Source organism: Ramlibacter sp. AN1133 (assembly GCF_037890035.1).
Lineage (GTDB): Bacteria > Pseudomonadota > Gammaproteobacteria > Burkholderiales > Burkholderiaceae_C > Ramlibacter.
On the sequence record NZ_JBBKTQ010000026.1, the window covers coordinates 20891 to 47824 of the forward strand.

Consider the following 26934-nt stretch of genomic DNA (forward strand, 5'->3'; position numbering starts at 1 on the left):
GCGGCCAGCCCGGCCGCACCTTGTGGCTATAGCAACAAGGAGTGCATATGAACCACAAGACCCTGATCGCCGCCGCGCTGGCGGCCGGCGCGCTGATGGGCGTCGCGTCCGTCGCCCAGGCGGTGCCCGCCGTCGTCGCCAACACCGGCACCTACTATCCGGGGACGACCGTCTACCCCAGCCAGCCGAACACCACGGTCTACAGCTATCCCGGCCAGGCCGTGATCGTGCAGCCGGCGCCCCCCGCGCCCGTGTACGAATCGGTGCCCGCCCCGCGCGAAGGCTACGTGTGGTCGCCCGGCCACTACGAGTGGCGCAATGGCCAGTACGTGTGGATGACGGGCGAGTGGATGAGCGCCCGCCCGGGCTTCGCCTGGCGCGCCGGCCACTGGGAGCAGGCCAGCGACGGCTCGTGGCAGTTCGTGGCCGGCCACTGGATGCGCCGCGACGACCTCGCGTACAACGGCGAAGCGCGCCGCGGCCCCTACGGCGACCGCGACCGCGACGGCGTGATCAACCGCGACGACCGCTATCCGCGCGATCCGTCGCGCTACTAAGCGCTTCGAGGCGGGCGCCGCTTCAGGCGCCTGCCCTCTTCGGCTGCAGCATGCTGAGCCGGTTGCGCTCGGTATCGAAGAAGGCGACGTAGAGCCCCACGCCGGGGATCTCCATCGGCTCGCCGAGCACTTCCCCGCCCGCGTCCTTCACCTTGCGCGAGGACGCGGCGATGTCCTCCACCGCGATCACCACCGAGGGATGCTGCCCGGGCATGTCGGGCTGGCGGGGGAAGAAGCCGCCGTTGATGGCGCCGCGCTTGGCTTCCGGCGGGCCGTCGCGCTCCGCGGTGGTCGCCAGCACGTAGTTGCCCATGTCGGGCCCGAGCATCTGCAACTCCCACTCGAAGGCCGCGCGGTAGAAGCGCGCGATGCGCTCGCGGTCGTCGTACGGCATCTCGAAATGCACCACGGGGTCCATGGATCGGTCTCCTTCATGCGCCGGCATGCGCGGGCTGCAGCGCGGCGATGTCCAGCTTCTTCATCGCATCGCCTCCTACGCGGAGCGGCCGTCGTAATGCTTGACCGGCACGCTTTCCAGGTCGAGGTCCTGCAGCACGCGCAGGTTGATGGCCGCCATCTTCGCGCCGCCCGGCCCCACGCCTTCCGCATACGGATGGATGCCGCAGGTGGGGCAGAAGCGGTGCTTGATCACGTGCTTGTTGAACTCGTAGGTCGATGCGGCGTCCTCCGGCGTGAGCAGGCGCAGCTTCTCGCGCGGCACGAACCACAGCAGCGAACCCTTGCGCGAGCACAGCGAGCAATTGCACGCCAGCGCGCTGTCGACCTCGCCTTCGACTTCGTAGCGGATGCGGCCGCAGTGGCAGCTGCCGTGGTAGAGCATGGAAACCTCGTCGCGCAGTGAACGGGCGAACTTTGTAGGGCGCGCCGCGCGCCCTGTCAAGGAAGCACCATTGCCGCGCCTGCACGGCAGTGCTAGCCTCGCCGGGCGCTTTTTCCCGCCAACCACAACGAGGATCCCACCATGCGCAGCACCCGTCCCATCGCATCGTTCGTCGCCGGCCTCGCGCTGGCAGGCACGGCCGGCCTGGCCCTGGCCCAGGCGCCGGCGCCAGCCCCGGCCGCCCCCTCCGTGCCGCAGTACGGAAACAACGTGACGCACGAGCAGGCCCGGCGTGCCATCGCCGGCGCCATCGCCGAAGCCCGGCGCATCAACGTGCCCATGGCCGTCGCCGTGGTGGACACCGCCGGCAACCTGGTCGGGTTCGAGAAGATGGACAACACGCAGACGGCCAGCGTCTTCGTGGCGCAGGACAAGGCCGTCTCCGCCGCGATGTACCGGCGCCCGACCAAGGTGTTCCAGGATGGCCTCGCCGCCGCCGGTGCCGGACTGCGCATCCTGACGCTGCGCCACGCCAGCGCGGTCGAAGGCGGCATCCCGCTCACCGAGGGCGGCCGCATCATCGGTGCGATCGGCGTCTCCGGCGGTTCGGCGGAACAGGACGGCGTGGTGGCGGCGGGCGGCGTCGCGGCGATCGGCCGCTGATCCGGTTTCCCCCGGGCGGCGCCTAGCGGCCGCCGCCCAGCCCCATGGCCCGCGAGATCACCTCCTTCATGATCTCGTTGGTGCCGCCGTAGATGCGCTGCACGCGCGCGTCCGCGTAGGCGCGGGTGATCGGCACTTCCCACATGAAGCCGTAGCCGCCGTGCAACTGCACGCACTCGTCCATCACCTTGCATTGCAGGTCGCTGGTCCAGTACTTGGCCATGCTGGCGGTGGCCGTGTCGAGCTGGTCCATCAGCACCAGCTCGAGGCAGCGGTCGACGAAGACGCGCGCCACCTGCACTTCGGTCTGCAGCTCGGCGAGCTTGTAGCGGGTGTTCTGGAAGGAGGCGAGCGGCTGGCCGAACACGCGCCGGTCCTTCACGTACTCCACCGTCCACCCGATGGCGGCTTCCGAGGCCGCCACCGCCGTCACGGCGATCTGCATGCGCTCCCACGGCAGCTGCTCCATCAGGCACGCGAAGCCCCGGTTCTCCAGCGCGGGGCCACCGAGCAGGTTGTCGGCCGGCACGCGCACGTTGTCGAAGAACAGCTCCGACGTGTCCTGCGCCTTCAGCCCGAGCTTCTTCAGGCGCTGGCCGTACGCGAAGCCCTGCATGCCCCGCTCCACCACCAGCAGGCTGGTGCCCTTGGCCCCGGCGGCGGGATCGGTCTTGGCCACCACGATCACCAGGTCGGCGTGCCAGCCGTTGGTGATGAAGGTCTTGCTGCCGTTCAGGAGATAGCTGCCGTCGCCCTGTCGGATGGCCGTGCTCTGGATGCCCTGCAGGTCGCTGCCGGCGGCGGGCTCGCTCATGGCGATGGCGCCCACCAGCTCGCCACTGGCCAGCCGCGGCAGCCAGCGCTCCTTCTGCTCCGGCGTGCCGTAATGCAGCAGGTAAGGCGCCACGATCTCGTTGTGCAGCCCGAAGCCGATGCCGGTGAAGCCGCCGCGGGCCAGTTCCTCCATCTGCACCACCGAGTACAGCTTGTCGGCGCCGGCACCGCCGCAGCTTTCGGGCATGGTGGGACAGAGGTAGCCGTTGGCGCCGGCCTTGCGCCAGACCTCCCGGTCCACGTAGCCCTGCTCCTCCCACTGGGCGTGGAAGGGCGCGATTTCCCTGTCGACGAAGCGGCGGAAGGCGTCGCGGAAGGCGTCGTGTTCGGCCGAGAAGAGAGTGCGCTGGATCATGTCCCGATGATGCGCCGGGCGCGGCCGCGGTGGCCGCGCCCGGCGTGCTGCCTCACTGCGCCGTGGAAACCGGCGCGGCACCGAGCGGACGCCCGCCCGGGCCGGCCTGGAAGGTGAGCGGCGCCACCGCGGCCTGCTGGCCCACGCCCGGCTTGCTCCAGTCGCACACGCCGCTCGCGAACACCGCCTGCAGGCGCGCGAACTGCGCGCCGGTGAAGGTGCCGGCCGGGTAGTCCGACTGCGCCAGCGGCTTGAGCTGGCACTTCAGCACGTCTTCCGTGCGCGGGCCGCCGGCCACCTGGCGCGGCGACGCGGCCGGCTTCAGGAAGGGATCGGCGTCGCAGGTGGCCGGGTCGGTCACGCGGGTGGCCTGCGCGGTGTCGTTGCTCAGGAGGCAGAAATCGGCCGCGCCCGCCGGACGCGCCGCCCGCACCTTCTGCGCCAGGGTGCGGCTGCTGGCGTCGGCCACCAGCGTGGTGAGCCACTGGTCCATCACGCTGATGCCTTCGTTGGCGAGTGCCGCGTTGGGGATCATGCCGCCGCGGGCGAAGCGCCACATCGCCTGCGAGTTCGCGTCTCCCGCATCGCGCGCGATGCGGTCGCGGATGCCGAAACTGAACCACTGGTGGTGGATGCCGAACACCGGCGAGATCGGGCTGCCGGGCGCCACGGTGGCCGGCGGCAGGTTGATCAGCGAGTCGTCCCAGCCGCGCATGTCGAGGATCGCCGCCTTCGCCAGGTTGCTGCCGGAAGCGACGATGCCCGAGCGGTAGGCGGTCTCCAGCGCTTCGGCGTCCGCCATGCTGCGCTGCGCGCGCGGGGTGGAGTCGCGGTCGATGCCGCCGACCACCTCGTTGAGGGTGACGAACTCCTCCGCCGTGATGCGCCCCGCCAGCAGCGCGCCCAGGCCGTACTGCACGCCCGTGTTGTCGCGCGTGTCGCGCGCCGCGGTGCTGCCGGAGGCGCGGCCCCAGATCGACTCGGCCCACGACCACGCGTTGCAGCGCGGCAGGCTCGCCGTCTCGGTGGGGCGCGCCGGGTCGAACACCGCGGTGTTGGGCAACTCGCAGTTGTTGACCTGCGCGGCGTCCTGCGTGATCGCGCCGGTGGCGATGTCGGCGGCGTTGACGTGGCGGAAGTTGTAGAGCCCCGCCTTGCCGTTGCTGCCGAACAGGTTGAACCAGGCGATGCAGCTGGTGTGGTCCTGGTGGCCGTTGATGGCGGCGCGGCGCGCGTTGATCTCCGCCTGCGTCAAGCCCATGCCGGTCCATACGTTCAGCAGCGCGGGCTTCTGGTACGCCTCCACCAGCAGCGAGCAGTCCCCGACCTCCATCGAGGTGGTCTCGGAGTCGGGATAGGTGCAGGTGGTGATCACGCCGTCCAGCGTGCCGGGCATGATGGACAGGTTCATGTTCGAGTTGATCGAGCCGCCCGAGCAGCCCGTGCCGAGGGTGTACTTCACCCGCCCGTAACTCTCGATGATGTGCTCCTTCATCATCATCGTGGTCTCGGCCATCAGCACGCGGTTGGAGTTGCGCGAGGAGTCCGTCATGCTGTTCTGGGCCACGAGGTAGCCGCGCTTGAGCTGCTCCTCCAGCGTCGTCCAGTTCACCGTGGTGCGCACCTGCCGGCGCGGCTGGCCCGTGCTGGAGCCGAAGCTGTAATAGACCTTGCCGTTCCAGCCGGCCTGCGGCGCCTGCACGGTCCAGGGCTTGGCCGGGTCGAACAGCACCGCGATGTCGTAGATGCCGCGGTTGATCGTGCCGCGCTCCAGCCGCACGATGAAGGGCACCGTCACGCCGTCGATCGTGGTGACGGGCGCCGCCATGTCGGCCGGCGTGGTGCCGGGCGTGAACGGCTTGAAGCACTGGTTGGCGGACGGGGCGGGTTGCGCCAGCGCGCTGTTGCTGAAGGGATCCGGCAAGGGGCAGCCGCCCAGGGGCGTGGCCAGCGTGGTGCGGTAGTACAGCCTGAACTCGGTGGCGATGTTGCAGTTCGCGTCCGGCTGGCCCGCGAGGCCGCTGGGCGCCGTCTGCGGCGTGTTGCCGCTGGCGGCCTGCGGCGTGGGCGTGGCGCAGTAGAACGGCGTGGGCTGCGCCCCGGTCATCACCGGGCCGGAGCGCGGCGCATTGGTGATCGTCAGGCGCGCGGGCAGCGCATTCTCGGCCGAGGCGGTGACGACGTTCTCGCCCTCCTTGAGGCCCGTGAGCGTGGCGATCATGCGGCCGTCCGCGCCGCGCGCGAACTGGCCGGTGACGTCGGTGCCGTTGAGGCTGACCTTCAGGTTGCCGAGCGAGGGATTCGAGCGCGCCGCGATCTCCACCAGCGCATGGCCGCCGCTCACGAGGTCGGCGCGGTTGCTCAGGGTGCTGATCTGCACGGGCAGGTGCTGTTCGCCGCTGCCGCCGCCGCAGGACGCGAGGACGGCGGAAGCGAGCGCGACGAGTGCGAGGCGGCCGGCGGCAGGCCGCGGCCGGTACGGGCTGGATCGCAAGATGGTCTCCTTGATGTGGGGGTGGCCCGCTCTCGGCGGCGGGCTGGCGTGCAATCTAGGCGCAGCCGGGCGCGCCTTCCCTGAGGGATACCCCGATCCCGTCGCCTGCGTGACATGGTCCGCAGCGCGACAGCGCCCCTTCCGCTGCCTATACTGCCCCGGCACATCCGACACGGGAGACCACCATGACCGAAGCCTTCGTCTACGACGCGATCCGCACGCCGCGCGGCAAGGGCAAGAAGGACGGCAGTCTGCACGAGGTCAAGCCCGTGAACCTGCTGGCCGGCGTGCTCGCCGAGCTGCAGCGGCGCAACGACTTCGACACGGCGGCGGTCGACGACGTGGTGATGGGCGTGGTCTCGCCGATCGGCGAACAGGGCTCCGTGATCGCCAAGGTCGCGGCGCTGAAGGCGGGCTGGGACTGGCGCTGCTCCGGCGTGCAGCTCAACCGTTTCTGCGCCTCGGGCCTCGAGGCCGTGAACATGGCGGCGCAGAAGGTGCGCTCCGGCTGGGAGGACCTGGTGGTCGCCGGCGGCGTCGAGAGCATGAGCCGGGTGCCGATCGGCTCCGACGGCGGCGCCTGGGCGCAGGACCCGGAGACGAATTCGGCCACGTCCTTCGTGCCGCAAGGCATAGGCGCGGACCTGATCGCCACCCTGGAAGGCTTCACGCGCCAGGACGTCGATGCGTTCGCGCTGGAATCGCAGCGGCGCGCCGCGCGGGCCCGCGAAGGCGGGTACTTCGCCGGCTCGGTGGTGCCGGTCAAGGACTGGCTGGACCAGGCCATCCTGGAGCAGGACGAATTCATCAAGCCGCACACCACGATGGAAGGCCTGGCGTCGTTGAAGCCCGCCTTCGAGCAGCTCGGTGCGATGGGCTTCGACCAGGTCGCGATCAGCCGCTATCCGTGGGTGGAACGGATCCACCACGTGCACCACGCGGGCAACTCCTCGGGCATCGTCGACGGCGCGGCCGCGGTGCTGGTCGGCAGCGAGGAGGCCGGCCGGGCGCACGGGTTCACGCCGCGCGCCCGCATCGTCGCCGCCGCGCTCTCGGGCGCGGACCCGACGATCATGCTGACAGGCCCCATGCCCGCCGCGCGCAAGGCGCTCGCCAAGGCGGGCATGACGATCGACCAGATCGACCTGTTCGAGGTCAACGAGGCCTTCGCCGCCGTCCCCATGAAGTTCATGAAGGAGATGGGCGTGCCAGCGGACAAGGTGAACGTCAACGGCGGCGCGATCGCCATGGGCCATCCGCTCGGCGCCACCGGCGCGATGATCCTCAACACGCTGATCGACGAACTGCATCGCCGGCAGCTGCGCTTCGGCCTGGCCACGCTGTGCGTGGGCGGCGGCATGGGCATCGCCACCATCGTGGAGCGGGTGTGACCATGAAGACCATCCGCTACGAACTGGCCGACGGCATTGCCACGCTCACGCTCGACGAGCCCGGCTCGCCGGTCAACACCATGTGCGAGCAGTGGCAGCAGGACCTGACCGAGGCCGTGCAGCAGGTGCTGGCGGACCGCGCCGCGATCCGCGGCATCGTGCTGGCTTCGGCCAAGAGCACCTTCTTCGCCGGCGCCGACCTCAAGGCCACCATGCGGCTGCAGCCGCAGGACGCGCCGCGCGTGTTCCGCGAGATCGAGCTGGTGAAGAAGAACTTCCGCACGCTGGAGACGCTGGGCGTGCCGGTGGTGGCGTGCCTGAACGGCTCCGCCCTGGGCGGCGGCTGGGAGCTGGCGCTGGTGGCGCACCACCGCATCGCGGTGGACTCGCCGAAGATCCAGTTCGGCCTGCCCGAGATCACGCTGGGGCTGATCCCCGGCGCTTCCGGCATCACCAAGATGACGCGGCTGCTGGGCCTGCTGGGCGCGCAGCCCTACGTCCTGGAAAGCAAGCTGTTCTCGCCGCGCGATGCGCTCGCCCTCGGCCTGGTGCAGGAACTGGTGCGCGATGCGGCGGCCCTGCGGCCGGCGGCGCTGGCCTGGATCGCGGAGCATCCGCAGGCGCAGCAGCCCTGGGACGCCAAGGACTACAAGATGCCGGGCGGCACGCCGTCCAACCCCAAGATCGCCGGCATGCTGGCCGTCGCCCCCGCGGCGATGAAGCAGAAGACGCGCGGCCTCTACCCCGCGCCGGAATACGCGCTGGCGGCCATGGTGGAAGGCGCGCAGGTCGACTTCGACACCGCGCTGCGCATCGAGACGCGCTACCTCGCCAAGCTGATCGTGTCGCCGGTGGCGAAGAACATGATCAACACCTTCTTCTTCAACATGAACGCGATCAAGGCCGGCCAGTCGCGTCCGAAGTGGGAGGGGCGCTTCACGCCGCGGAAGGTGGGCATCCTGGGCGCCGGCATGATGGGCGGCGGCATCGCCTACGCGCAGGCGAGCCGCGGCATCGCCACCGTGGTGAAGGACGTCTCCCTCGCCAAGGCGGAAGCGGGCAAGGCCTACAGCGCAAAGCTCACGCAGCCGCGCGTCGCCAAGGGCCGCATGGGCGCCGAAGAGGAGCAGGCGCTGCTCGCGCGCATCACGCCGACCGAGGCCATGAAGGACCTGCAAGGCTGCGACCTGATCATCGAGGCCGTGTTCGAGAACCGCGAACTGAAGGCGCGGGTGACGAAGGAAGCCGAGCCCATGCTGGCGCCGGACGGCTTCTTCGCCAGCAACACCTCCACGCTGCCGATCACGGGCCTGGCCCGCGCCAGCGCACGGCCGCAGAAATTCGTCGGCATCCACTTCTTCAGCCCGGTGGACAAGATGAAGCTGGTGGAGATCATCCGCGGCCAGTCCACCGACGACGAGACCGTGGCGCGCGCCTACGACTACGTGCAGGCGCTGGGCAAGATCCCCATCGTGGTCAACGACGCGCGCGGCTTCTTCACCAGCCGCGTGTTCGGCACCTTCGTGATGGAGGGCGCCGCGATGGTGGGCGAAGGCATCCCCGCCCCGGTGGTGGAACAGGCCGGCATCCAGGCCGGGATGCCGGTAGGCCCGCTGGCGGTGCTGGACGAGACGGCGCTCTCGCTCTCGGTTCACGTGCTGGACCAGACGCGCGCCGACTACCGCGCCGAAGGCAAGACCTACATCGCGACGCCCGGCGAGCTGCTGGTGGAGCGCATGGTCAAGGAGTTCGACCGCAACGGCCGCGCGGCCGGCGGCGGCTTCTACGAGTACCCGCAGGAACCGGGCGCGCGCAAGTTCCTGTGGCCCGAGCTGAAGACCCTGTTCGAGAAGCCGGGTGCCGCCTGGGACCTGCAGGACCTGAAGGACCGGCTGCTGTATCGCCAGTCGGTGGAGACGGCGCGCTGCCTCGCCGAAGGCGTGCTCACGAGCGTGCACGACGCCAACATCGGGTCGATCTTCGGCATCGGCTTTCCCGGCTGGACCGGCGGGGCGCTGCAGTTCATCTACGGCATGGGCATCGAGGCCTTCCTCGGGCGCGCGCGCGAACTGGCGGCGAAGTACGGTCCGGGCTTCGCCGTCGCGCCGGAGGTTCAGGACGCGATCCGCCGCTTCGAGCCGCGTTACTGACATGGACCGCGACGATCCCCTGTCCGGCCTGCTGGCGCAGCAGCGCGCCGCGTTCGGCCGTGAGCCCTACCCCACGCTGGACGCGCGGCTGGCACGGCTGCAAAGGCTGCAGGCCCTGCTGGAAGCCAACGGCGAGCGGATCGCGCGCGCGATCTCGGCCGATTTCGGCAACCGCTCGCTGCACGAGACCGCGATCGCGGAAACCTTCTTCGTGCTCGCCGGCATCTCCCACACGCGCCGGCACCTGCGCCGCTGGATGAAGGCGCGCCGCGTGCCCACCTCCTTTCATTCGCTGCCGGGCACCAGCCGGATCCTGCCGCAGCCCGTGGGCGTGGTCGGCGTGGTGAGCCCCTGGAACTACCCGCTGCAGCTCGCGCTGGCGCCGGCGGTGGCCGCGCTCGCCGCCGGCAACCGCGTGCTGGTCAAGCCGAGCGAGATCACGCCCGGCTTTTCCGCGCTGCTGGCGGAACTGGTGGCGCAGCACTTCGATGCCGCCGAATGCGCCGTGGTGCTGGGCGACGCCGAAGTCGGCAAGGCCTTCGTGCGCCAACCCTTCGACCACCTGTTCTTCACCGGCTCCACAGCCGTGGGCCGGCAGGTCGCGCTGGCCGCGGCCGCCAACCTCGTTCCCGTGACGCTGGAACTGGGAGGCAAGTCGCCGGCCATCCTCGATGCCACGGCCGATGTCGCGCAGGCGGCGGCGCGCATCGCCGCCGGCAAGCTGTTCAACGCGGGGCAGACCTGCATCGCACCCGACTACGTGTTGCTGCCGCGCGCCTCGCAGGACGCCTTCGTGGCGGCGTTCACGGCCGCCGCGCGCCGGATGTACCCGCGGCTGGAAGGCAACCCCGACTACACCAGCATCGTCAACGAGCGCCACTACGAGCGGCTGCAGCGGCTGGTGGCGCAAGCCGAGGCGGGCGGCGCGCGGGCGCTGCGCCTGCCGGCGGACGGCGATGCGGCGCGCTCGCGCACCTTCGCGCCGACGCTGCTGCTCGACCCGCGGCCGGACATGGCCGTCATGCGCGAGGAGATCTTCGGGCCGGTGCTGCCCCTGGTGGCCTGCGACTCGCACGAGGAAGCGATCGCCTTCGTGAACGACCGGCCGCGGCCGCTGGCGCTCTACTGGTTCGGCAGCGACCGCGCGCGCCGGCAGGAGGTGCTCACGCGCACCGTCGCCGGCGGCGTGACGGTCAACGACGTGCTGCTGCACATCGCCCAGGACAACCTGCCCTTCGGCGGCGTCGGCGACAGCGGCATCGGCGCCTACCACGGCGAATACGGCTTCCGCCTGTTCTCCAAGGAGAAGCCGGTGTTCGAGCAGTCGCGCTGGGCCGGCAACGACATGCTGCGGCCGCCCTACGGGCCGCGCGCCGAGCGCATCGTCGCGCTGCTGCGGCGGCTGGTCTAGGCCCGCATTCCCTTTCGCCGCGCAGGGACTTGCACCGGCGGGTGTAAGAACGCGGCGCCTGCCCCGACCAACGAAGGAGTCCGCATGGTGCGGACCCCATCGCCAAGGAAAGGGCAGACCATGATCATCCAGGCAAGCAGGTGGGCCGCGAGCGCCCTGTTCGCGCTCACCGCCTTCGTCGGCGCCGGCACCGCACCGGCCTTCGCGGACGAGCGCACGCTGTTCATCACCAGCGCCACCGAGCACGTCGACGACACGGCCACGTTCCCGCTGTACCGCGGCCGGCGCGGCAACGCGGACGTCTGGTACATCGTCCTCGACAGCTCCGACGACAAGGATGCGCAGCGGCGCGGCGTCAACCACGCGCAGAAGCTCGCCAATGCGCGCGGCACGCAGGCCGTGCAGAAGGCGAGCGTCGACCCCGATGGCGTCGTGCGCTTCCCCGCCAGCGTGGACTTCTCGTTCCAGCGCCGGGTGATCCCGGGACCCGCGGGCTTCCCGCCCTCCCTCGCCGACCCCGGCGCGGTGGGCGAAATCGGCTACAGCCCGCTGATCGAACTGCCCAATGGCGTGATCCTGAACGCGCCGCACATCGCGAACGCCACCGGGCGGGCGGCGAAGGTGATCGGCATCGACGTGGGAACCTACACCGTGCGCATGGAACTCACGCGCGGATTCCAGGGCGGCCGCGGCGTCAAGTACCTGTCCACCGACGCTTCCGATCCCGCCGTGGCGGCGCTGGAGAACGTGACCTTCGCGCCGCAGCTGAAGTTCGCCCCGCGGGCCGGGGGCGACGGAACCGACTCCGCGCGCGCCAGCCTCGCGGCCTTCGTCAACGGCCAGACCGGCGCGGCCAACCCGCAGCGCCAGGGCCTGAATTCGGCACTGCTCGATGGCCTGTCGCCGCTGAACGTGCTGTTCTGGAACCCGAAGCAGGGCCGCTACAGCCCGCTGTGGGACGTGCACCCGGCGCAATGGAGCGCCCAGGCGGTCGCGACGCGGCAGAACCTGCGGCAAACCGACTTCGGCCAGGTGGAGAACCTGGCGCAGGACGGCGTGATCACCGGGCCCGGCGGCGCGCCCTTCGCCTCCGCGGACTTCGTGGTGAACTGCCCGATCGTCAGCCGGGACTAGGAGGCTCGTCCCGGTCCACCAGGCCGCGGATCGCATCGCGCAGGAAGCGGAACTGGTGGTCCACGGCGCGGCAGCCGCGGCAGATCAGCAGATGGGCCTTCAGCGCCGCCTTCTCCTCCAGCGACAGCTCGCGATCGAGCTGCTCCGACAGCAGCTCGGTCGCGCGCCGGCAGGAGACGTCGGGGCTCATGCGCGGAACCAGTTCTTCTGCAGGCACAGCCGCAGCGCCATGCGGGAGCGGTGCAGCAGCACCGAGCAGTTGGCGGCACTGAGCCCCAGGTCGCGGCAGATCTCCTCGATCTCGCGCCCCATCTGCTCGCGCAGCAGGAAGACCTGCACGGTACGCCGCGGCAGGTGGGCGAGGCAGGACTCCAGCACGCGGCGAAACTCCTTGTCCTGCAGCGCCGCTTCCGGCGTCTGCCATTCGCGCGGATGCTCGCGCCAGTGCTCGCGCTCGTCGAACAGGTCCTCGAACTCCTGCGCCGCGGCCTCCGGATCCACGGCTGCCATCGGCGTCTCCCGCTGCTCGCGCCGCACCACGTCGATGCACTTGTTCTTCAGGATGCCGGTGAGCCAGGTGCGCAGGCTCGAGCGGCCGTCGAAGGCGGCCGGCGCGGCCAGGGCCGCCAGCAGCGTTTCCTGCACCGCGTCTTCGGCGGCCTGCGGCGCGCGCAGCAGGTGCGAGGCGTAGCGCACGAGATCCGGGCGCATGGCCTCGAGTTCGCGACGGTAGTCCGCACCCATGGTGCGCCGATGATAGTCGCCGCACGCGCGGCGGCAAGGCCCCTGGCGGCCGCGCGCCAGTTCCATGATCACGCGCAGCAAGGTCCGGGCGCGGCTCATCGCGCCGACCAGGATGTTCAGCCCCCTGCGGCAAAGCGCGGGAGGGTCGCCGGAAGGGGCATGCGCAGCACGGCGCCGCCGCGGGCGCGGCGCGACTGCTCCGGCGTGACCATCACGCGCCCCGTGGTGACGAACAGGCTGCCGCCGTCTTCGCCGCCGATGGCGCAGGCCGTCGCCTGTTCGCCGGTCGGGATGCGGTGCGTGATCGCGCCGCCTTCGCGCACCCGCAGCACCTCGCGGCTCACCGGCGACGCCATCCAGACGGCGCCCTCGGCGTCGAGGCAGATGCCGTCCGGCGCAACGCCCTTCTCCTCGAAGCGCGCCCAGACGCGCCGGTCGCGCAGCCCGCCGTCTTCCTCCACGTCGAAGGCGGTGAGGCGCTTGCCGTAGCTCTCGGCCACGATCAGCGTGCGGCCGTCGGCGCCCAGCGCCATGCCGTTCGGAAAGTGCAGGTCGTCGGCGACCACGCGTGTCGCGCCGTCGGGGGCCACGAGCACCAGCACCGTCGGCGCGAAGGGCGCCTTCGCATGCAGGTCGAAGCCGAAATTGCCGACGTAGGCGCGGCCCTGCGCATCGACCAGCATGTCGTTGCAGGGCCAGGCCACGAGGCCGGAGAGATCCGCGTGCACCCGCAGCCCCTCCGGATCCAGCCGCAGGACCTGCCGCCGGTGCATGGCGACGACCAGCAGGCGGCCGTCGGGCAGCCATCCCAGGCCGGAGGGCTGGTCGTCCAGTTCGACCACGGTGCGCACGTCGCCGTCCGCCGTGGCGCGGCACACGCGCTGCAGGTAGAAGTCGGAGAACCACAGCGCCCCCGCGTGCCAGCGCGGCGCCTCCGGGAAGGCCAGGCCGGTGGCGAAGGCTTGCAGTGCGGGCTCGCTCATGCCCGCAGCATAGCCCCCGATCGTTGACTCCGGCAAGCATTTCCCGGACACTGCCGCGCATGTCCCGCCCCTCCCCCCGCGTGGCCCGCTCGCACGTGAAGGCGGTGCGCGCGTTCAACCGCTTCTACACGCAGCGCATCGGCATCCTCAAGCGCTACCTCGACTCCGACTTCACGTTGACCGAGGTGCGCGTGCTGTACGAGCTCGCGCACCGGCCGCCCCTGGCCGCGCGCGACCTCGTGCGCGACCTGGAGCTCGACGCCGGATATCTCAGCCGCATCCTGCGCCGCTTCGAGCACGCCGGCTGGCTCGCGCGCGAGACGGCGCCGCACGACGCGCGCCAGAGCCTGCTGCGGCTCACCGAGGCCGGCTACGCCACCTTCGCGCCGCTGCAGCAGAAGTCGCGCGACGAGGCCGCGGCCCTGCTGGCCGCCGTGCCGCCGGCTGCGCGGCCGCGCCTGATCGCCGCGATGGACACCGTGCAGCGGCTGCTGGAACCCGCAAGCGCCGCCGAACGCCGCGTCGTCCTGCGCGACCCGCGCCCCGGCGACCTCGGCTGGGTGGTGCAGATGCATGGTGAGCTCTACGCGCGCGAGTACGGCTTCGACGCGCAGTTCGAGGCGCTGGTCGCCGACGTCGCGGCGAAGTACCTGCGCGACTTCGATCCCGCATGGGAAAGGGGCTGGATCGCGGAGGTCGACGGCGAGCGCGCCGGCAGCGTGTTCCTGGTGCGCAAGTCGGCCACCGTCGCCAAGCTGCGCCTGCTGATCCTGCGGCCGGAGGCGCGCGGCCTCGGGCTGGGCGGGCGCCTCACCGACGAATGCACCGCCTTCGCGCGGGCGAAGGGCTACCGCAGGATCGTGCTGTGGACGCAGAGCATCCTCACGGCCGCCCGCAGCATCTATGCGAGCCGCGGCTTCGTGCTCAAGGAGAGCGAACCGTACACCGCCTTCGGCCGCGAGCTGGTCGCCGAAACCTGGGAGCTCAGGCTCTGAACCGCGCCCTGCTCGCGGCGGCAGGGTCCGGCGTGCTGGTGGGCGCGGCGATCGTGGCCTCGCGTTCGGTCGTGGCCGAGGTGCCGCCGCTGACGCTGGCGCTGCTGCGCTATGCGGTGGGCTTCCTGTGCCTGCTGCCCTTCGCACTGGGCGCGTTGCGCGGCACGACCGCCATGCCGCCGGCGCGGGACCTGTGGGCCATGGCCGCTCTCGGCACCGGGCAGTTCGCGATCCTGATCGCGCTCCTGAACTGGGGCCTGCAGCACGTCGCCGCCGCGCCGGCCGCGCTGATCTTCAGCCTGTTCCCGCTGGTCACGCTGCTGCTCGGGGCCGCGCTGGGCAGCGAGCGCATCACCTTGCGCCTCTTCGCCGGCGTGCTGCTGTCGATCGCCGGGGTGGCGCTGGCGCTCGCGCCCAAGCTGCAGGGTGCCGGGCGCGGCAGCTGGTGGGGCGAGCTGGCCGTCTTCGCGTCGGCCTGCGTGGGCGCGCTGTGCAGCGTGCTGTACCGGCCCTACCTGCAACGCTATCCGACCGTGCCGGTGTCGGCCTTCGCGATGCTGGCCTCGGTGCTGTTCCTGGCCGCCGCGGCGCTGGCGGAAGGGTGGCCCACGCGCGTGTTGGCCCTCGGCGGCACGGCCTGGGCCGTGGTGGCTTTCATCGGGCTGGCCAGCGGCGTGGGTTACTTCTGGTGGCTGCACGCGCTCAAGCACGAGGCGCCGACGCGCGTCACGGTCTTCCTGGCGCTCAATCCGGTGACGGCCGCGGTGCTCGCATGGGCCCTGCTGGGCGAACCGCTGCCGCCACTCCTGCTGGCGGCGCTGGCCCTGATCGCGGCCGGCCTGTGGTTGGCGACGACAAGACCCTCGCCGGGCAAACGACCGGCAGCCCCCCGATAATCGAGGGGATGTCGTCCACTTTCGATGCCGCCGCGGACGCCGCACCGCTGGCCCGCCCCCGCTCCCGCACCGATCTCTTCGTCTCCTTCACGCTGCTGGCCCTGCAGGGCTTCGGCGGCGTGCTCGCCGTGGTGCAGCGCGAACTGGTGGAGAACAAGCGCTGGATGACGCGCGAGGAATTCGTCGAGGAATGGGCCGTGGCGCAGATCATGCCGGGCCCCAACGTGATCAACCTGTCGATCACGCTCGGTTCGCGCTACTTCGGCTTCACCGGGGCGCTGGCGGCGGTGGCAGGGATGATCACCTTTCCGCTGCTGGTGGTGCTCGCCCTGGCGCTGGTCTATGCGGAATTCGCGTCCAGCCCGCACATGGCCGGCGCCGTGCGCGGCATGGGCGCGGTGGCCGCCGGCCTGATCACCGCCACCGGCCTGAAGCTGATGCCGGCGCTGAAGAAGAACGTGCTGGGCGTGCCGCTGTCGGCGGCGCTGGGCGTGGCGGCCTTCGTCGCCATCGCGTGGTTCAAGCTGCCGCTGTTCTGGGTGCTGCTCGCGCTGGGCGGCCTGTCCTGCATGCTGGCGTACCGGAAGCTCGGATGAACCCGATCGTGCTGAACGCCGGCGACTGGGTGTCGCTGCTGGTGCACTACCTGTCGCTGTCGATGCTGTGCGTGGGCGGCGCGATCACGACGGCGCCGGACATGCACCGCTTCCTGGTGCAGGAAAAGGGCTGGCTCACGGATCCGCAGTTCAGCGCGTCGATCTCGATCGCGCAGGCGGCGCCGGGGCCCAACGTGCTGTTCACGGCGCTCATGGGATGGAACGTGGGGCTCAACGCCGGCAGCCTGTGGACCGCGCTGCTGGGGATGATGCTGTGCCTGCTGGGCATCATGCTGCCCAGTTCGGTCGTGGTGTACCTCACGTCGCAGTGGAGCCACCGCAACCGCGACCTGCGCGCGGTGCGCGCGTTCAAGCAGGGCATGGCGCCGCTGGTGATCGCGCTGCTGGTGGCGACGGGGTGGATCCTCACCACCGGGAACGGCTACGTGCTGGAGAACTGGCCGACGTGGGCGGTGACGATCGTGTCGGCGCTGGTGGTGTGGAAGACGCGGGTGCATCTCCTGTGGCTGCTGGGGGCGGGGGCGATCCTGGGGTGGGTGGGGTGGCTGTGAAGGAAGCGCCGGGGTTGCGCTTCGCTCCACCGCCGCATCGCTGGGGTTCCGGCGTTCCGCGCGTCACCGCCAGCCTACGCGCCGGCCGCTGATCACAGCGGCTTGATCTCCACCTTGCGCCACTTGATCGTGCCGCGGCCCCACTGCAGGCCGATGGGGCCGCCGCCGAACTTGCGGGCGTCTTCGCGGATGTCCACGGTCTTCTGCCCGTTGAGCACCACGACCAGGTGGTCGCCCTGGGCGGTGATCTCGTAGGTGTTCCACTTGCCGCCGGCGCGCTGGAAGGTCGCGGGGACTTTCGCCACCTTCACGATGGCCCCCGTGGCATAGCTCGGGTCCGGCCGCTGGTCGAAGATGTTGGCCTCGTAGCAGTTCTCGTCCGTGATCACGTTGGGGTTCTGGCAGCGCAGGAAGATGCCGCTGTTGGCGTCGTCGCTGGCCCAGAATTCCGCCCGCAGCATGAAGTCGCGATAGCTGTTGTGGGTCACGAGGTAGGCCGGGTCCTTGCCGCCGGCGTTGGCCTGGATGGCGCCGTCCGTGGCCGTCCAGTTCGCTTCGCCGACGCGGCGGAAGTTCTCCATGCCGCGCGTGCCTTCGATCAGCGTGGTCCATCCGCTGCCGGGCATCATCGATTGCATCTGGGCGCAGCCGCCCAGGGTGGCGGCCAGGGCTGCCGCGGCGAGGGCCACGGCGGTGCGATTCTTCATCTGGGTTCTCCTTGTTCTGCCCCGCGCTGGAATGCGCGTGCGGCGAATCTTGGAGGCGTTCCGCGGCCCGGCGCAAGAGAGGAAGAACTAGCGCGGATTCTCGAAGAAGACGTAGCTCGCGTAGCCGCCGACCTCGAAGTACACCTTCTTCTCGCCCGGATCCGCCACGAAATTGAGGTTCTCGTCGAGCACGCCGTAGCCATAGCGGTAGGCGCGCGGCTGGTCGTCGTCGGTGCCCAGCCCGGTACTGAGCTTGTCGACGCGCACGAAGCGCCGCACCAGCTTGTCGCCGGCATAGATCTCCAGCACGCCGTTGGTGCCGGTCCAGTTCTGCACCGAGCGCCCCAGCTTGTTCTGCTGCTCCTGGGTGCAGCCCGCCAGGGCGAGGGCCGCGCAGGCCAGCGCCGCAAGAATCGTCTTCATCGTCGTCAGTCCTCCAGCAACTCGGGCAGCAGGGCGGCGGCCGTGCCGCGCAGCACCGCATCGGCGGCGTCGTCGAGCTCGCTCGCCTGCGGGTTCACGATCACGACACGCCCTTGGGTGGCACGCGCCAGTCCCGCCGCCGGATAGACCACGCCCGAGGTCCCCACCACCAGCATCAGGTCGCAGGCCGCGGCAGCATCTTCCGCGGCGGCCAGTTCGCGCGCCGGCAGCATCTCGCCGAACCACACCACGGCGGGACGGCGCAGGTTGCCGCACACCCCGCAACGCGGCGGCCGGCCCGGCAAGGGTTCGGCCCCCGCGCAGCAGGGCCGCGGGGCCTCCAGCCATCGGTCTTCGAGGATAGAGCCGTGCAGCGCCAGCACGCCGGGCGAACCTGCCCTCTGGTGCAGGCCGTCGACGTTCTGCGTGACGACGGTGAGGCGCCCCGGGTGCCGCTGCTGGAACGCGGCGATCGCATGGTGGCCCGCGTTGGGTTCCACCTTCGCCAGGCTCTCCCGCCGCGCGGCATACCAGTCCCACACCATCTGCGGCCGCGCGCGGAAGGCCTCCTCGGTCGCGAGTTCCTCCGGCCGGAACTTCGCCCACAGGCCCGTCTGCGCGTCGCGGAAGGTGGGCACGCCGGATTCGGCGCTCATGCCCGCGCCGCTCAGCACCACGATGCGGCGCGCCGCGCGCACCCACTCGCGCACCTGCTGCGGCTTCATCCCGGCCCCGTGCCGCTGCGCAGGATCGGCGTGCCCTTCGAATGGAAATAGACCCGCTCGCAGACGCCGCGCATGGCGCGCGTGCGCAGCAGCCAGTTGTACGTCCAATCGCCCTGGGTCCATTCGAACACCGCGCGCATCGCCCGCTTGAGGCGGTAGGTGGGGTACTGGCGCGGCAGCCAGGTCGCGGGATCCGGCGCCTTGCCGGCGATGAAGCGCGCCACCGCCACCCCGGCCTCCTCGCCGAAGCGCAGGGCCGAATGGATCCCGCCCGCCGTGGCCGGCGAGACCAGTCCCGCGGCGTCGCCCACCAGCAGCGCGCCGGGGCGCGCCACGTGCGGCAGCCGGCCGCCGCAGGGGATCATGCCGGCGCGAATCGAGATCGGCGTGCCGTGCGGCGTCACGCAGCCTTCGGTCTTGCGCAGGAAGGCGGCGAGGTCCACGCGCCCCTGCCGCGAGCCGGGCGTGACGCGCCGCGCCAGCCCCACCTGCGTCACGCCGACGCCGGCGAAGCCCCAGCCGATGTAGCCCGGCGCGAGTTCCGAGTCGATGAAGCAGTGCAGGTAGTTCGGCTCGAGGTCGGCCTGCGCGTATTCGTGCTCCACGCCGAACAGGAACTGCCGGTTCTGCGACAGGCCCAGCGACTTGGCCACGCGCGAGTGCGGCCCGTCGGCCCCGACGATGTAGTGGCACAGCACCGTCTCCCCCGTGCCCAGCACCACCGACCAGGGATCGTGCTCGCGCTCGCGGCCGACCGACGTGAACAGCGCCCCGAAGCGCACCTCCGCGCCCGCCGCCTGCGCGATGCCGACCATCCACTGCATGAGGCGCGGCACGTCCGTGGCCCAGAAGTAGTAGCCGGGCGCATGCAGGTTCAAGTACTTGAGGTTGGGCGCGTAGAAGCGCACGCCTTCGATGCGGCGCACCAGTTCGCCGGGGACGTCGCGCAGCCACGGGATCGAGTCGACCGCGTCCTTGACGATCATGCCGGTGGTGTGCAGGCGCGCGCCCGCATCGGGCTTCTTGTCGATCACCAGCACGCGCGAACCCGCCAGGGCGGCCGCGCGCGCGCAGGCCAGGCCGGCGAAGCTCGCCCCCACGACGACGAGGTCGTAGATCACCGGCCCCCCCGCTGGCGCACCGCCTCGTACAGGCAGATGCCGCTGGCCACCGACACGTTGAGGCTCTCCACCGCGCCCAGCATGGGGATGGAGACCAGCGCATCGCAGGTCTTGCGCGTGAGCTGGCGCAGGCCGGTGCCTTCGGCGCCCAGCACCAGCGCCGTGGCCGTTTTCAGGTCCGCCTCGTACAGGGTCTGCGTGGCCTCGTCGCTCAGGCCCAGGCACCAGATGTTGCGCTCCTTCAGCTCGCCCATCGTGCGGGCCAGATTGGTGACCATGAAGTACGGCACCGTCTCGGCGGCGCCGCTGGCGACCTTGGCGACGGTCGCATTGATGCCCACCGCATGGTCCTTGGGCGCGATCACCGCGTGCGCGCCGGCGCCGTCGGCCACGCGCAGGCAGGCGCCCAGGTTGTGCGGGTCCGTCACGCCGTCGAGCACCAGCAGCAGGGGCGGCTCCTTCAGGGCATCCAGCAGGTCGTCCAGCGAGTGGGTGACGGGCAGCGGCTCGACGCGCGCCACCACGCCCTGGTGGCCGGCGCTGCCGGCCAGCCGGGACAGGCGCAGCCCGTCGGCCTCGATCGGCCGCAGGCCGGCCTCCTGGGCCTTGTGCAGGAACTGGCGCATGCGCGCATCCCTGCGCGATGCCTCCACATAAAGCTCGACGATGGATTTCGGCGCGGTACGCAGCCGCACGCCCACGGCATGGAAGCCGAACAGGACTTTCGGGGAAGACGACATTGGGCGGGATTATCCCGCCTTGGCCTTACCTGTCTGTCACCGGATCAGTCGATGCGGGCACCCGAGGTCCGCACCACCTGCGACCAGCGCTGGATGTCGTTGGCCAGCACCCGTGCGAACTGGTCGGGCGAAGTGGCGTAGGGGTCCGCCCCGTTGGCCGCGAACTTGTCGAGAAGGTCGCGGTCGCGCAACACATCGGCCACGTCGGCATTGATCTTCTTCACCACGGCGTCGGGGGTGCCGGCCGGGGCCAGCAGGCCGAACCAGGGGCTCAGCTCGAAGCCCTGCAGCCCGGCCTCGCCCAGCGTGGGCACGTTCGGGAAGGTGGCCGAGCGGTGGGCGCCCGTCACCGCCAGCGCCCGCAGCTTGTCGCTGCGGATGTGGCCGGCCACCGAGGGCAGGCTGGAGAAGGTCATCTGGATCTGGCCGGCGATGGTGTCGGTCAGCGCCCCGGCCGCGCCCTTGTACGGCACGTGGACCAGCTTGATCCCCTGGCTCATGTTCACCATCTCGCCCAGCAGCTGGTTGAGCGAGCCGTTGCCGGCGGAGCCGAAGTTCACCTGGCCCGGGTGCGCCTTCGCGTAGGCGACCAGTTCGGCCACCGATTTCGGCGGGAAGTTCTGGTTGACCACCAGCGCGAACGGCACCGTGGCGACCGTCGCGATCGTCACGAAGTCCTTGTACGGGTCGTAGGGCAGCGACTTGTAGAGGCTGCCGTTGATCGCCTGCGTGCCGACGTAGCTCATGAGGAGCGTGTAGCCGTCGGCCGGCGACTTGGCCACGAAATCGGTGCCGAGGTTGCCGCCGGCGCCGGGCTTGTTTTCCACCACCACCGGCTGGCCCCAGCGCTCCGACAGCTTCTGGCCGACGATGCGCGCCAAGGCGTCGGAGGCGCCGCCGGGCGTCTGCGGCACGACCAGCTTCACCGGCTTGTGGGGAAAGGACTGGGCGCCAGCGGGGCCGGCGGCACAGGCCGCCAGCAGCAGCAGCGCTGCGAATCGTTGCACGAACATGTTCGGACTCCTGGAGGGAAAGCGTCAGCGCGGCGTGTCGCCGGCAAGGGTGATGCGGTGCATCAGGCGGCGGTAGCCGTGGTAGTCGTTGACCGGGTTGTGCTGCACGCAGCGGTTGTCCCAGAACGCGAGCGAGCCGGGCTGCCAGGCGAAGCGACAGGTGAACTCGGGCCGCACCTGGTGCTGGAACAGGAACTGCAGCAGCGGCGCGCTTTCCTCCTCCGTCAGGCCGTCGAAGCGCACGGTGTGCGCCACGTTCACGTACAGGGCCTTGCGGCCGGTCTCGGGATGGGTGCGCACCACGGGGTGCGAGGCGACGTAGTCCTTCCTCGCGTCGGCGCGGCCGTCGGAGGCAATGCGGTCCTCGCGCGTCTTGGACACGTCCGCCTTGGCCGAACTGCTGATCGCGCGCAGCGGATCGAGCAGCCTGCGCATGCCTTCGGACAGCGCCTCGTAGGCGGCGTACTGGCTCGCGAACAGCGTGTCGCCGCCGAAGGGCGGCAGCTCGCGCGCGAGCAGCATCGAGCCCATGGGCGGCTGCTCCAGGTACGTGGTGTCGGAGTGCCAGATGCCGCCGAAGTTGGTGCGCTCGTGTTCGAGCTTCTTGACCTCGATGATCACCGGGTGGCCGTCCAGTCCCTTGACGAACGGGTATTCGACGGGCTGGCCCATCGCCTGCGCGAAGCGCTGGAACTGCGGCGGCGTGAGGTCCTGGTTGCGGAAGAAGATGACCTGGTGCTCCAGGAAGGCCTGGCGGATGCGGGCGGCGAGGCGGTCGTCGAGGTCCCGGGCCAGGTCGACCCCCAGGATCTCCGCGCCCAGGGCGCCGGCCACGCGCTTGACTGCGAATTCGGACATGGATGCATGCTAACGGCGCCCTGCCCGCGCCGGAATGTGGGAATCCCTCAGGCGGCGATGCGGCCGGCCTCGATGGTGATGCGGCGCTCGCAGCGCTCGGCGATGGCGCGGTCGTGCGTCACCAGCACCAGGGTCGTGCCCTGCTCCCGGTTCAGCGCGAACATGAGCTCCATCACCGTCTCGCCGGTGGCGAAATCGAGGCTGCCGGTCGGCTCGTCCGCCAGCAGCACCGCGGGCCGGACCACGAAGGCGCGCGCCAGGGCCACGCGCTGCTGTTCGCCGCCAGAGAGCACGCGCGGATACTGGCCCAGCCGTTCGCCCAGGCCCACGCGCCCCATCATCTCGGTGGCGGCCTTGCGCGCATCGCGCCGGCCGGCCAATTCGAGCGGCAGCATCACGTTCTCCAGGGCCGAGAGGTTGCCCAGCAGCTGGAAGCTCTGGAACACGAAGCCGACCTGGTGGGCCCGCAGCTCGGCGCGCGCGTCCTCGTCGATCGCGAACAGGTCCTGTCCCGCCAAGCGCACGGTGCCGCGGGTGGGCGTATCCAGGCCCGCGATGATCGACAGCAGCGTGCTCTTGCCCGAGCCGGAGGCGCCCACGATCGCCGCCGTTTCCCGCGCCGCGAGGGAGAAATCGATATCGCGGAGAATCTCCAGGGTGCCCGTCGAATCGGTGACGGATTTGTAAACGTGTTCTACGGAGATGATGGGTTCTGACATGCGGCTTGGGACGTGGAGGCGGCGTGACTTTATCGCTGCCGCCCTGGTGGGCGCGGCCGGCGGGGCTTTCGCCGCCGGCACCCCGGTGATCATGGTGGTGGGCGATTCGCTGAGCGCCGAGTATGGCCTGAAGCGGGGCACCGGCTGGGTGCCGCTGCTCGAACAGCGGCTGGCCAGGGAGAAGATCCCCGCCAGGGTGGTCAACGCCAGCATCAGCGGCGACACCACGTCCGGCGGCCGCTCGCGCCTGCCGGCACTGCTGCAGCAGCACAAGCCGACGCACGTGGTGATCGAGCTGGGAGGCAACGACGCCCTGCGCGGCTTGCCGCTGGCGCAGACCGGCGAGAACCTGTCGCAGATGGCGGACCTGGCGCGCAAGGCCGGCGCGCGGGTGCTGCTGGTGGGCATGCAGGTGCCGCCGAACTACGGCAGCGCCTACGCCAGGCAGTTCTCGGACCTGTTCGCGCAGGTGGCCAGACGCCACCAGGCAGGCCTGGTGCCCTTCCTGCTCGAAGGCATCGCCGACGCGCCCGATCCGCTCAAGCTGTTCCAGGCCGACCGCATCCACCCGAGCGAAGAGGCGCAGCCGCGGATGCTGGACAACGTCTGGCCCGAGTTGAAGAAGCAGTTGAAATGAGCGCCGCACGGCCGCCCGAAGGCGCGAAGGCCCCCTCGGGGGGCAGCGCAGAACACGAAGTGACAAGCGTGGGGGCATTGCAATGAGCGTGCGGCCCATTCCGGCGGCGGACGCGATCGCGCGGCTGGCCGACTTCGATGCGGTCATCGATGCGCGCAGCGAAGCCGAGTACGCCGAGGACCACCTGCCGCAGGCGGTGAACTGGCCCTCGCTGGACAACGCCCAGCGGCACGAAGTCGGCACGATGTACAAGCAGGTCAGCCCGTTCGAGGCGCGCAAGCGCGGCGCCGCGCTGGTCGCCGCCAACATCGCCCGCCACATCGAGCGGGAGGTGATGGACAAGCCCAAGGACTGGAAGCCGCTGGTGTACTGCTGGCGCGGCGGCCAGCGCAGCGGCTCGCTCTCCCTGGTGCTGGGGCAGATCGGCTTCCAGGTGCACCTGGTCGAGGGCGGCTACAAGGCCTTCCGCGGGGCGCTGCTGGCCGAACTTCCGGCGCTCGCCACCCGCCTGCAGTACCGCGTGGTGTGCGGGCCCACGGGCTCGGGCAAGACGCGCCTGCTGCAGGCCCTGGAAGCCGCGGGCGCCCAGGTGCTGGACCTGGAAGCGCTGGCCAGCCACCGCAGTTCGGTGCTGGGCCTGATCCCGGGGCAGCCGCAGCCCACGCAGAAGCGCTTCGACACGCTGGTGTGGGAGAAGCTGCGCGGCTTCGATCCGGCGCGGCCGGTGTACGTGGAGAGCGAGAGCAAGAAGGTCGGCAACGTGGCCGTGCCGGATTCGCTGATCGAGGCCATGCGCGCCAGCCCCTGCCTGCGGCTGGACCTGCCGGACGACGAGCGGGTGAAGCTGCTGCTGGAGGACTACGACTTCTTCAGCCGCGACCGCGACCTGTTCTGCGAGCGGCTGGAAGCCCTGACGCAACTGCGCGGACGCGAGCAGGTGCAGGCCTGGCAGCAGCAGGTGCGCGCGGGCGACATCGAGCCGGTGGTGCGCGAGCTGCTGGTCAAGCACTACGACCCGGGCTATGCCGGCTCGACGCAGCGCAACTTCAGGCAGTTCACGGACGCGCGGGCGATCGCGCCGAGGGATCGGAGCCCGGGTGCGATGGCTGAACTCGCGCGCGAACTGGTCGAACGCTGAAGACCGACAGCCGGACGCAGAGGACGCAAAGGGTACGCAGAGGGCGCAAAAGGAAGACAAGAAACATCTTATTGATGGATGTTCTTTTGCGTCCTCTGCGTACCCTTCGCGTCCTCTGCGTCCGGCAGTCCGCTTTTCGACTGCCTACGAATCCCACGCGACGGCATCGCGGTACGCATGCCACGTCGCATGCCCCAGCCAAGGCCCCGCCACCAGGATGCCCAGCGTCCACGGCCACAGCGCCAGCAGCGTCAGCGCCACCACCAGCGCGCCCCAGAACAGCATCGCGGCGAGGTTCTCCAGCACCACGCGGAAACTGGTCAGGCCGGCCGTGATCGCGTCGGTGTCGCGGTCCAGGATCATGGGGATGGCCACCACCGTGGTGCAGAACACCAACCCCGCGAACACCCCGCCCACCGCCACGTAGACGGCCAGGAACTCCCAGTTTCGGGGGTTGAACACCGCCTCCAGCACGCTCGCGGTGGACGGCATGCCGGTGTTGAAGAACACCGCGAACACCACCAGCGACGCCCGGCCCCACAGCAGCTCCAGGATCGTCAGGACCAGCACCAGCAGGCCCATGCTGCCCAGGTGCTTGTCCCAGCAGGTCAGCGAGTCGCCGAAGGCCACCGGCAGGCCCTGCTCGCGCCGGCGGCTCACGTCGTACAGGCCCATGGCGAGGAAGGGCCCCACCAGCAGGCAGCCCGAGACGAAGGTCATCGTGTACTCGGGGCTGTGGCGGAAGATCGAGGCGATGCACGCCGCCATCGCGCAGAAGGCGATGCCGTAGAAGGCGGAGATGCCCGGATTCGCCACGAGGTCGCGCGCGCCCAGCGCCAGCCAGCGCAGCGGCGCGGCCAGGCCGATGCGGCGCACCCGCGGCAGGGCGGGAACGGGCTTGCTGGCCTGGATGCCGGCGGGGTTCTCCATGGGCCGCAGCGTAGCCGCGGCCGAGCGCCAGCCCAGCCGGGATTTACCCGGGTCGGTGCAGGGCGGTCAGGGCCTGTTCGAGGTCCGCCTGCAGGTCCTCGGTGGCCTCCAGGCCGACCGAGAAGCGCACCAGCACGCCCTTGTGCTTCCAGGTGCCCAGCTGCGCGCTGCGCATCGAGGGGATGTCGTACGGGACGACCAGGCTGACCGGCCCGCCCCAGGAGTAGCCGAGGCGGAACAGCTTCAGCGCGTCGCAGAAGGCGTCGACCTGCGCGGCGGAATAGCGCTCGTGCAGGACGATGGAGAACAGGCCGGCGGCGAGGCCGTCGCGGCCGCACAGGGCCTGCCAGTGTTCGTGCCCGGGCGCGCCCTCCAGCGCGGGCTGCAGCACCTGCACGACCTCGTCGCGGCCGGCGCACCAGCGCGCGAGCCGGCGGGCGCTCTCGTCGTGCGCGCGATAGCGCAGTGCCAGGCTGGGCAGCGAGCGCAGCACAGCCTCCGCGTCGTTGCCGCCCACGCCCCAGCCCACGCGCATGTGCGTGAGCTTCAGGCGCTGGTGCAGCTTCTCGTCGCGCGTGACGATGCTGCCCATGAGGATGTCGCCGCCGCCGCTCGGGTACTTCGTGAGCGCGTGCACGGAAATGTCGGCGGCGAGCGTCTCGCCGCTGCCCGGCGCGAGGTCGAAGGCGCTGAACGCCAGGCCGGCCCCCCAGGTGTTGTCCAGTGCGCAGGTCACGCCCTGGCGGCGGCAGATGCGCACCAGCGCCGGCAGGTCGGGAAACTCCATCGTCACCGAGCCGGGCGCCTCGAGCCACACGAGCTTCGTGTGCGGCCCGATGCGCGCTTCCAGATCGGCGGGCTTGAGCGGGTCGTAGAGCTGGTGGGTGATGCCCCAGCCCTTGAACTCCCCCTCGGCGAGCGCGCGGCTGGGCCCGTAGACGTTGTCCGGCAGCAGGACTTCGTCGCCGGCCTTCAGCAGTGCCATGCCCACGTTGGCGATCGAGGCCAGCCCGCTGGGCACCAAGATGCATTGCAGGCCGCCTTCGAGCGTGGCGATGCGCTCTTCCAGCAGGAAGGTGGTGGGCGTGCCGTGCAGCCCGTACGTGTAGCCGTTCTTGTGCCGCCAGTCGCGGGCCCGCAGGGCGGCGGTATCCGGAAAGATGACCGTCGAAGCCTTGAACACGCCCGGCTGCGGCGCGCTGAATCCGGCGGGAGGCTGGTAGGGATGGTGGATGAGGTCGGTGACCGGCTTGCTCATGCCGGGATCGTACCCGGCCTCAGAAAACCGGACAGCCGGACGCAGAGGA

General features: G+C 70.7%; 29 protein-coding genes. 12 read left to right on the forward strand and 17 right to left on the reverse strand.

The features are described 5' to 3' along the window. The first annotated feature begins 47 nt into the window (after positions 1 to 47). A complete protein-coding gene (locus WG923_RS25270) occupies positions 48 to 557 on the forward strand; it encodes a hypothetical protein (protein WP_340353783.1) in 510 nt (169 codons plus the stop codon). 22 nt (positions 558 to 579) lie between these two features. On the opposite strand, the gene WG923_RS25275 is transcribed toward WG923_RS25270, so the two are convergent. Continuing rightward, the gene (locus WG923_RS25275; protein ID WP_340353784.1) at positions 580 to 975 is read right to left on the reverse strand and encodes a VOC family protein; all 396 of its coding nucleotides are present in this window, start codon (positions 973 to 975) and stop codon (positions 580 to 582) included. Between the two features lie 75 nt (positions 976 to 1050). After that, a complete protein-coding gene (locus tag WG923_RS25280) occupies positions 1051 to 1398 on the reverse strand; it encodes a GFA family protein (RefSeq protein WP_340353785.1) in 348 nt (115 codons plus the stop codon). Positions 1399 to 1539: 141 nt separating this feature from the next. Between WG923_RS25280 and WG923_RS25285 the strand changes: the two genes are divergently transcribed. Next, positions 1540 to 2061, forward strand: coding sequence for a GlcG/HbpS family heme-binding protein (locus tag WG923_RS25285; protein ID WP_340353786.1), 522 nt, complete (start codon positions 1540 to 1542; stop codon positions 2059 to 2061). A gap of 22 nt (positions 2062 to 2083) precedes the next feature. On the opposite strand, the gene WG923_RS25290 is transcribed toward WG923_RS25285, so the two are convergent. Together WG923_RS25290 and WG923_RS25295 are read right to left on the reverse strand one after the other, a co-directional pair. Further along, positions 2084 to 3250: an acyl-CoA dehydrogenase family protein gene (locus tag WG923_RS25290; RefSeq protein ID WP_340353787.1), complete on the reverse strand. Its 1167-nt coding sequence runs from the start codon at positions 3248 to 3250 to the stop codon at positions 2084 to 2086. 52 nt (positions 3251 to 3302) lie between these two features. After that, the gene (locus tag WG923_RS25295) at positions 3303 to 5744 is read right to left on the reverse strand and encodes a DUF6351 family protein (protein ID WP_340353788.1); all 2442 of its coding nucleotides are present in this window, start codon (positions 5742 to 5744) and stop codon (positions 3303 to 3305) included. A 185-nt stretch (positions 5745 to 5929) separates the two neighbouring features. Here WG923_RS25295 and WG923_RS25300 point away from each other — a divergent pair, with 185 nt between their 5' ends. The 4 genes from WG923_RS25300 (at position 5930) to WG923_RS25315 (ending at position 11830) form a co-directional block, all read left to right on the forward strand. After that, positions 5930 to 7135, forward strand: coding sequence for an acetyl-CoA C-acetyltransferase (locus WG923_RS25300; RefSeq protein WP_340353789.1), 1206 nt, complete (start codon positions 5930 to 5932; stop codon positions 7133 to 7135). Between the two features lie 2 nt (positions 7136 to 7137). Continuing rightward, on the forward strand, positions 7138 to 9285 hold the full coding sequence (locus tag WG923_RS25305; protein ID WP_340353790.1) for a 3-hydroxyacyl-CoA dehydrogenase NAD-binding domain-containing protein: 2148 nt from the start codon (positions 7138 to 7140) through the stop codon (positions 9283 to 9285). Position 9286: 1 nt separating this feature from the next. Beyond that, on the forward strand, positions 9287 to 10696 hold the full coding sequence (locus WG923_RS25310) for an aldehyde dehydrogenase family protein (protein ID WP_340353791.1): 1410 nt from the start codon (positions 9287 to 9289) through the stop codon (positions 10694 to 10696). 120 nt (positions 10697 to 10816) lie between these two features. After that, positions 10817 to 11830 (forward strand): hypothetical protein, encoded by a 1014-nt coding sequence (locus WG923_RS25315; protein WP_340353792.1) that lies wholly within the window; start codon positions 10817 to 10819, stop codon positions 11828 to 11830. On the opposite strand, the gene WG923_RS25320 is transcribed toward WG923_RS25315, so the two are convergent. The 3 genes from WG923_RS25320 to WG923_RS25330 are packed head-to-tail and all read right to left on the reverse strand — an operon-like array spanning position 11817 to position 13557. Continuing rightward, a complete protein-coding gene (locus tag WG923_RS25320) occupies positions 11817 to 12020 on the reverse strand; it encodes an anti-sigma factor family protein (RefSeq protein WP_340353793.1) in 204 nt (67 codons plus the stop codon). The two genes, WG923_RS25315 and WG923_RS25320, sit on opposite strands and share 14 nt — an antisense overlap. Continuing rightward, positions 12017 to 12673 carry a sigma-70 family RNA polymerase sigma factor gene (locus WG923_RS25325; RefSeq protein ID WP_340353794.1) on the reverse strand — a complete coding sequence of 219 codons (657 nt, stop codon included), beginning with the start codon at positions 12671 to 12673 and terminating at the stop codon, positions 12017 to 12019. The genes WG923_RS25320 and WG923_RS25325 overlap by 4 nt, the downstream gene beginning before the upstream one ends. Before the next feature lie 17 nt (positions 12674 to 12690). Beyond that, positions 12691 to 13557 (reverse strand): SMP-30/gluconolactonase/LRE family protein, encoded by an 867-nt coding sequence (locus tag WG923_RS25330; RefSeq protein WP_340353795.1) that lies wholly within the window; start codon positions 13555 to 13557, stop codon positions 12691 to 12693. A 59-nt stretch (positions 13558 to 13616) separates the two neighbouring features. Between WG923_RS25330 and WG923_RS25335 the strand changes: the two genes are divergently transcribed. Genes WG923_RS25335 through WG923_RS25350 form a run of 4 tightly spaced genes read left to right on the forward strand, consistent with a single transcriptional unit; the run spans position 13617 to position 16616 of the window. Further along, positions 13617 to 14552, forward strand: coding sequence for a bifunctional helix-turn-helix transcriptional regulator/GNAT family N-acetyltransferase (locus WG923_RS25335; RefSeq protein WP_340353796.1), 936 nt, complete (start codon positions 13617 to 13619; stop codon positions 14550 to 14552). Positions 14553 to 14560: 8 nt separating this feature from the next. Then, positions 14561 to 15448, forward strand: a complete 888-nt coding sequence (locus tag WG923_RS25340) for a DMT family transporter (RefSeq protein ID WP_340353834.1) — start codon at positions 14561 to 14563, stop codon at positions 15446 to 15448. An 8-nt stretch (positions 15449 to 15456) separates the two neighbouring features. Continuing rightward, positions 15457 to 16044 carry a chromate transporter gene (locus WG923_RS25345; protein WP_340353797.1) on the forward strand — a complete coding sequence of 196 codons (588 nt, stop codon included), beginning with the start codon at positions 15457 to 15459 and terminating at the stop codon, positions 16042 to 16044. Beyond that, positions 16041 to 16616 carry a chromate transporter gene (locus WG923_RS25350; protein WP_340353798.1) on the forward strand — a complete coding sequence of 192 codons (576 nt, stop codon included), beginning with the start codon at positions 16041 to 16043 and terminating at the stop codon, positions 16614 to 16616. Before WG923_RS25345 ends, WG923_RS25350 begins: the two co-directional genes overlap by 4 nt. 92 nt (positions 16617 to 16708) lie before the next feature. Here the strand turns inward: WG923_RS25350 and WG923_RS25355 are convergent, their stop codons facing one another. The 8 genes from WG923_RS25355 to WG923_RS25390 form a co-directional block, all read right to left on the reverse strand. Continuing rightward, positions 16709 to 17323, reverse strand: a complete 615-nt coding sequence (locus WG923_RS25355) for a 3-keto-disaccharide hydrolase (protein WP_340353799.1) — start codon at positions 17321 to 17323, stop codon at positions 16709 to 16711. A gap of 87 nt (positions 17324 to 17410) precedes the next feature. Beyond that, positions 17411 to 17746 carry a hypothetical protein gene (locus tag WG923_RS25360; RefSeq protein WP_340353800.1) on the reverse strand — a complete coding sequence of 112 codons (336 nt, stop codon included), beginning with the start codon at positions 17744 to 17746 and terminating at the stop codon, positions 17411 to 17413. A gap of 5 nt (positions 17747 to 17751) precedes the next feature. After that, positions 17752 to 18471 (reverse strand): SIR2 family NAD-dependent protein deacylase, encoded by a 720-nt coding sequence (locus WG923_RS25365; RefSeq protein WP_340353801.1) that lies wholly within the window; start codon positions 18469 to 18471, stop codon positions 17752 to 17754. Next, complete coding sequence (locus WG923_RS25370; RefSeq protein ID WP_340353802.1) at positions 18468 to 19592, reverse strand: NAD(P)/FAD-dependent oxidoreductase; 1125 nt, start codon at positions 19590 to 19592, stop codon at positions 18468 to 18470. The genes WG923_RS25365 and WG923_RS25370 overlap by 4 nt, the downstream gene beginning before the upstream one ends. Continuing rightward, positions 19589 to 20332, reverse strand: a complete 744-nt coding sequence (gene rlmB / locus WG923_RS25375; protein ID WP_340353803.1) for a 23S rRNA (guanosine(2251)-2'-O)-methyltransferase RlmB — start codon at positions 20330 to 20332, stop codon at positions 19589 to 19591. Before rlmB ends, WG923_RS25370 begins: the two co-directional genes overlap by 4 nt. A 44-nt stretch (positions 20333 to 20376) precedes the next feature. Further along, positions 20377 to 21345, reverse strand: a complete 969-nt coding sequence (locus tag WG923_RS25380) for a Bug family tripartite tricarboxylate transporter substrate binding protein (protein WP_340353804.1) — start codon at positions 21343 to 21345, stop codon at positions 20377 to 20379. Positions 21346 to 21369: 24 nt separating this feature from the next. Further along, on the reverse strand, positions 21370 to 22203 hold the full coding sequence (locus WG923_RS25385; RefSeq protein ID WP_340353805.1) for a TauD/TfdA dioxygenase family protein: 834 nt from the start codon (positions 22201 to 22203) through the stop codon (positions 21370 to 21372). 47 nt (positions 22204 to 22250) lie between these two features. Then, positions 22251 to 22922, reverse strand: coding sequence for an ABC transporter ATP-binding protein (locus WG923_RS25390; protein ID WP_340353806.1), 672 nt, complete (start codon positions 22920 to 22922; stop codon positions 22251 to 22253). Between WG923_RS25390 and WG923_RS25395 the strand changes: the two genes are divergently transcribed. Next, positions 22921 to 23559, forward strand: a complete 639-nt coding sequence (locus tag WG923_RS25395; RefSeq protein ID WP_340353807.1) for an arylesterase — start codon at positions 22921 to 22923, stop codon at positions 23557 to 23559. The genes WG923_RS25390 and WG923_RS25395 overlap by 2 nt on opposite strands. Before the next feature lie 82 nt (positions 23560 to 23641). After that, the gene (gene mnmH, locus WG923_RS25400; RefSeq protein WP_340353808.1) at positions 23642 to 24697 is read left to right on the forward strand and encodes a tRNA 2-selenouridine(34) synthase MnmH; all 1056 of its coding nucleotides are present in this window, start codon (positions 23642 to 23644) and stop codon (positions 24695 to 24697) included. Positions 24698 to 24841: 144 nt separating this feature from the next. Here mnmH and WG923_RS25405 read toward each other — a convergent pair whose 3' ends face one another. After that, on the reverse strand, positions 24842 to 25627 hold the full coding sequence (locus WG923_RS25405; protein WP_340353809.1) for a DUF2189 domain-containing protein: 786 nt from the start codon (positions 25625 to 25627) through the stop codon (positions 24842 to 24844). A 43-nt stretch (positions 25628 to 25670) separates the two neighbouring features. Further along, positions 25671 to 26885 (reverse strand): PLP-dependent transferase, encoded by a 1215-nt coding sequence (locus WG923_RS25410; protein ID WP_340353810.1) that lies wholly within the window; start codon positions 26883 to 26885, stop codon positions 25671 to 25673. Positions 26886 to 26934: the final 49 nt, after the last annotated feature.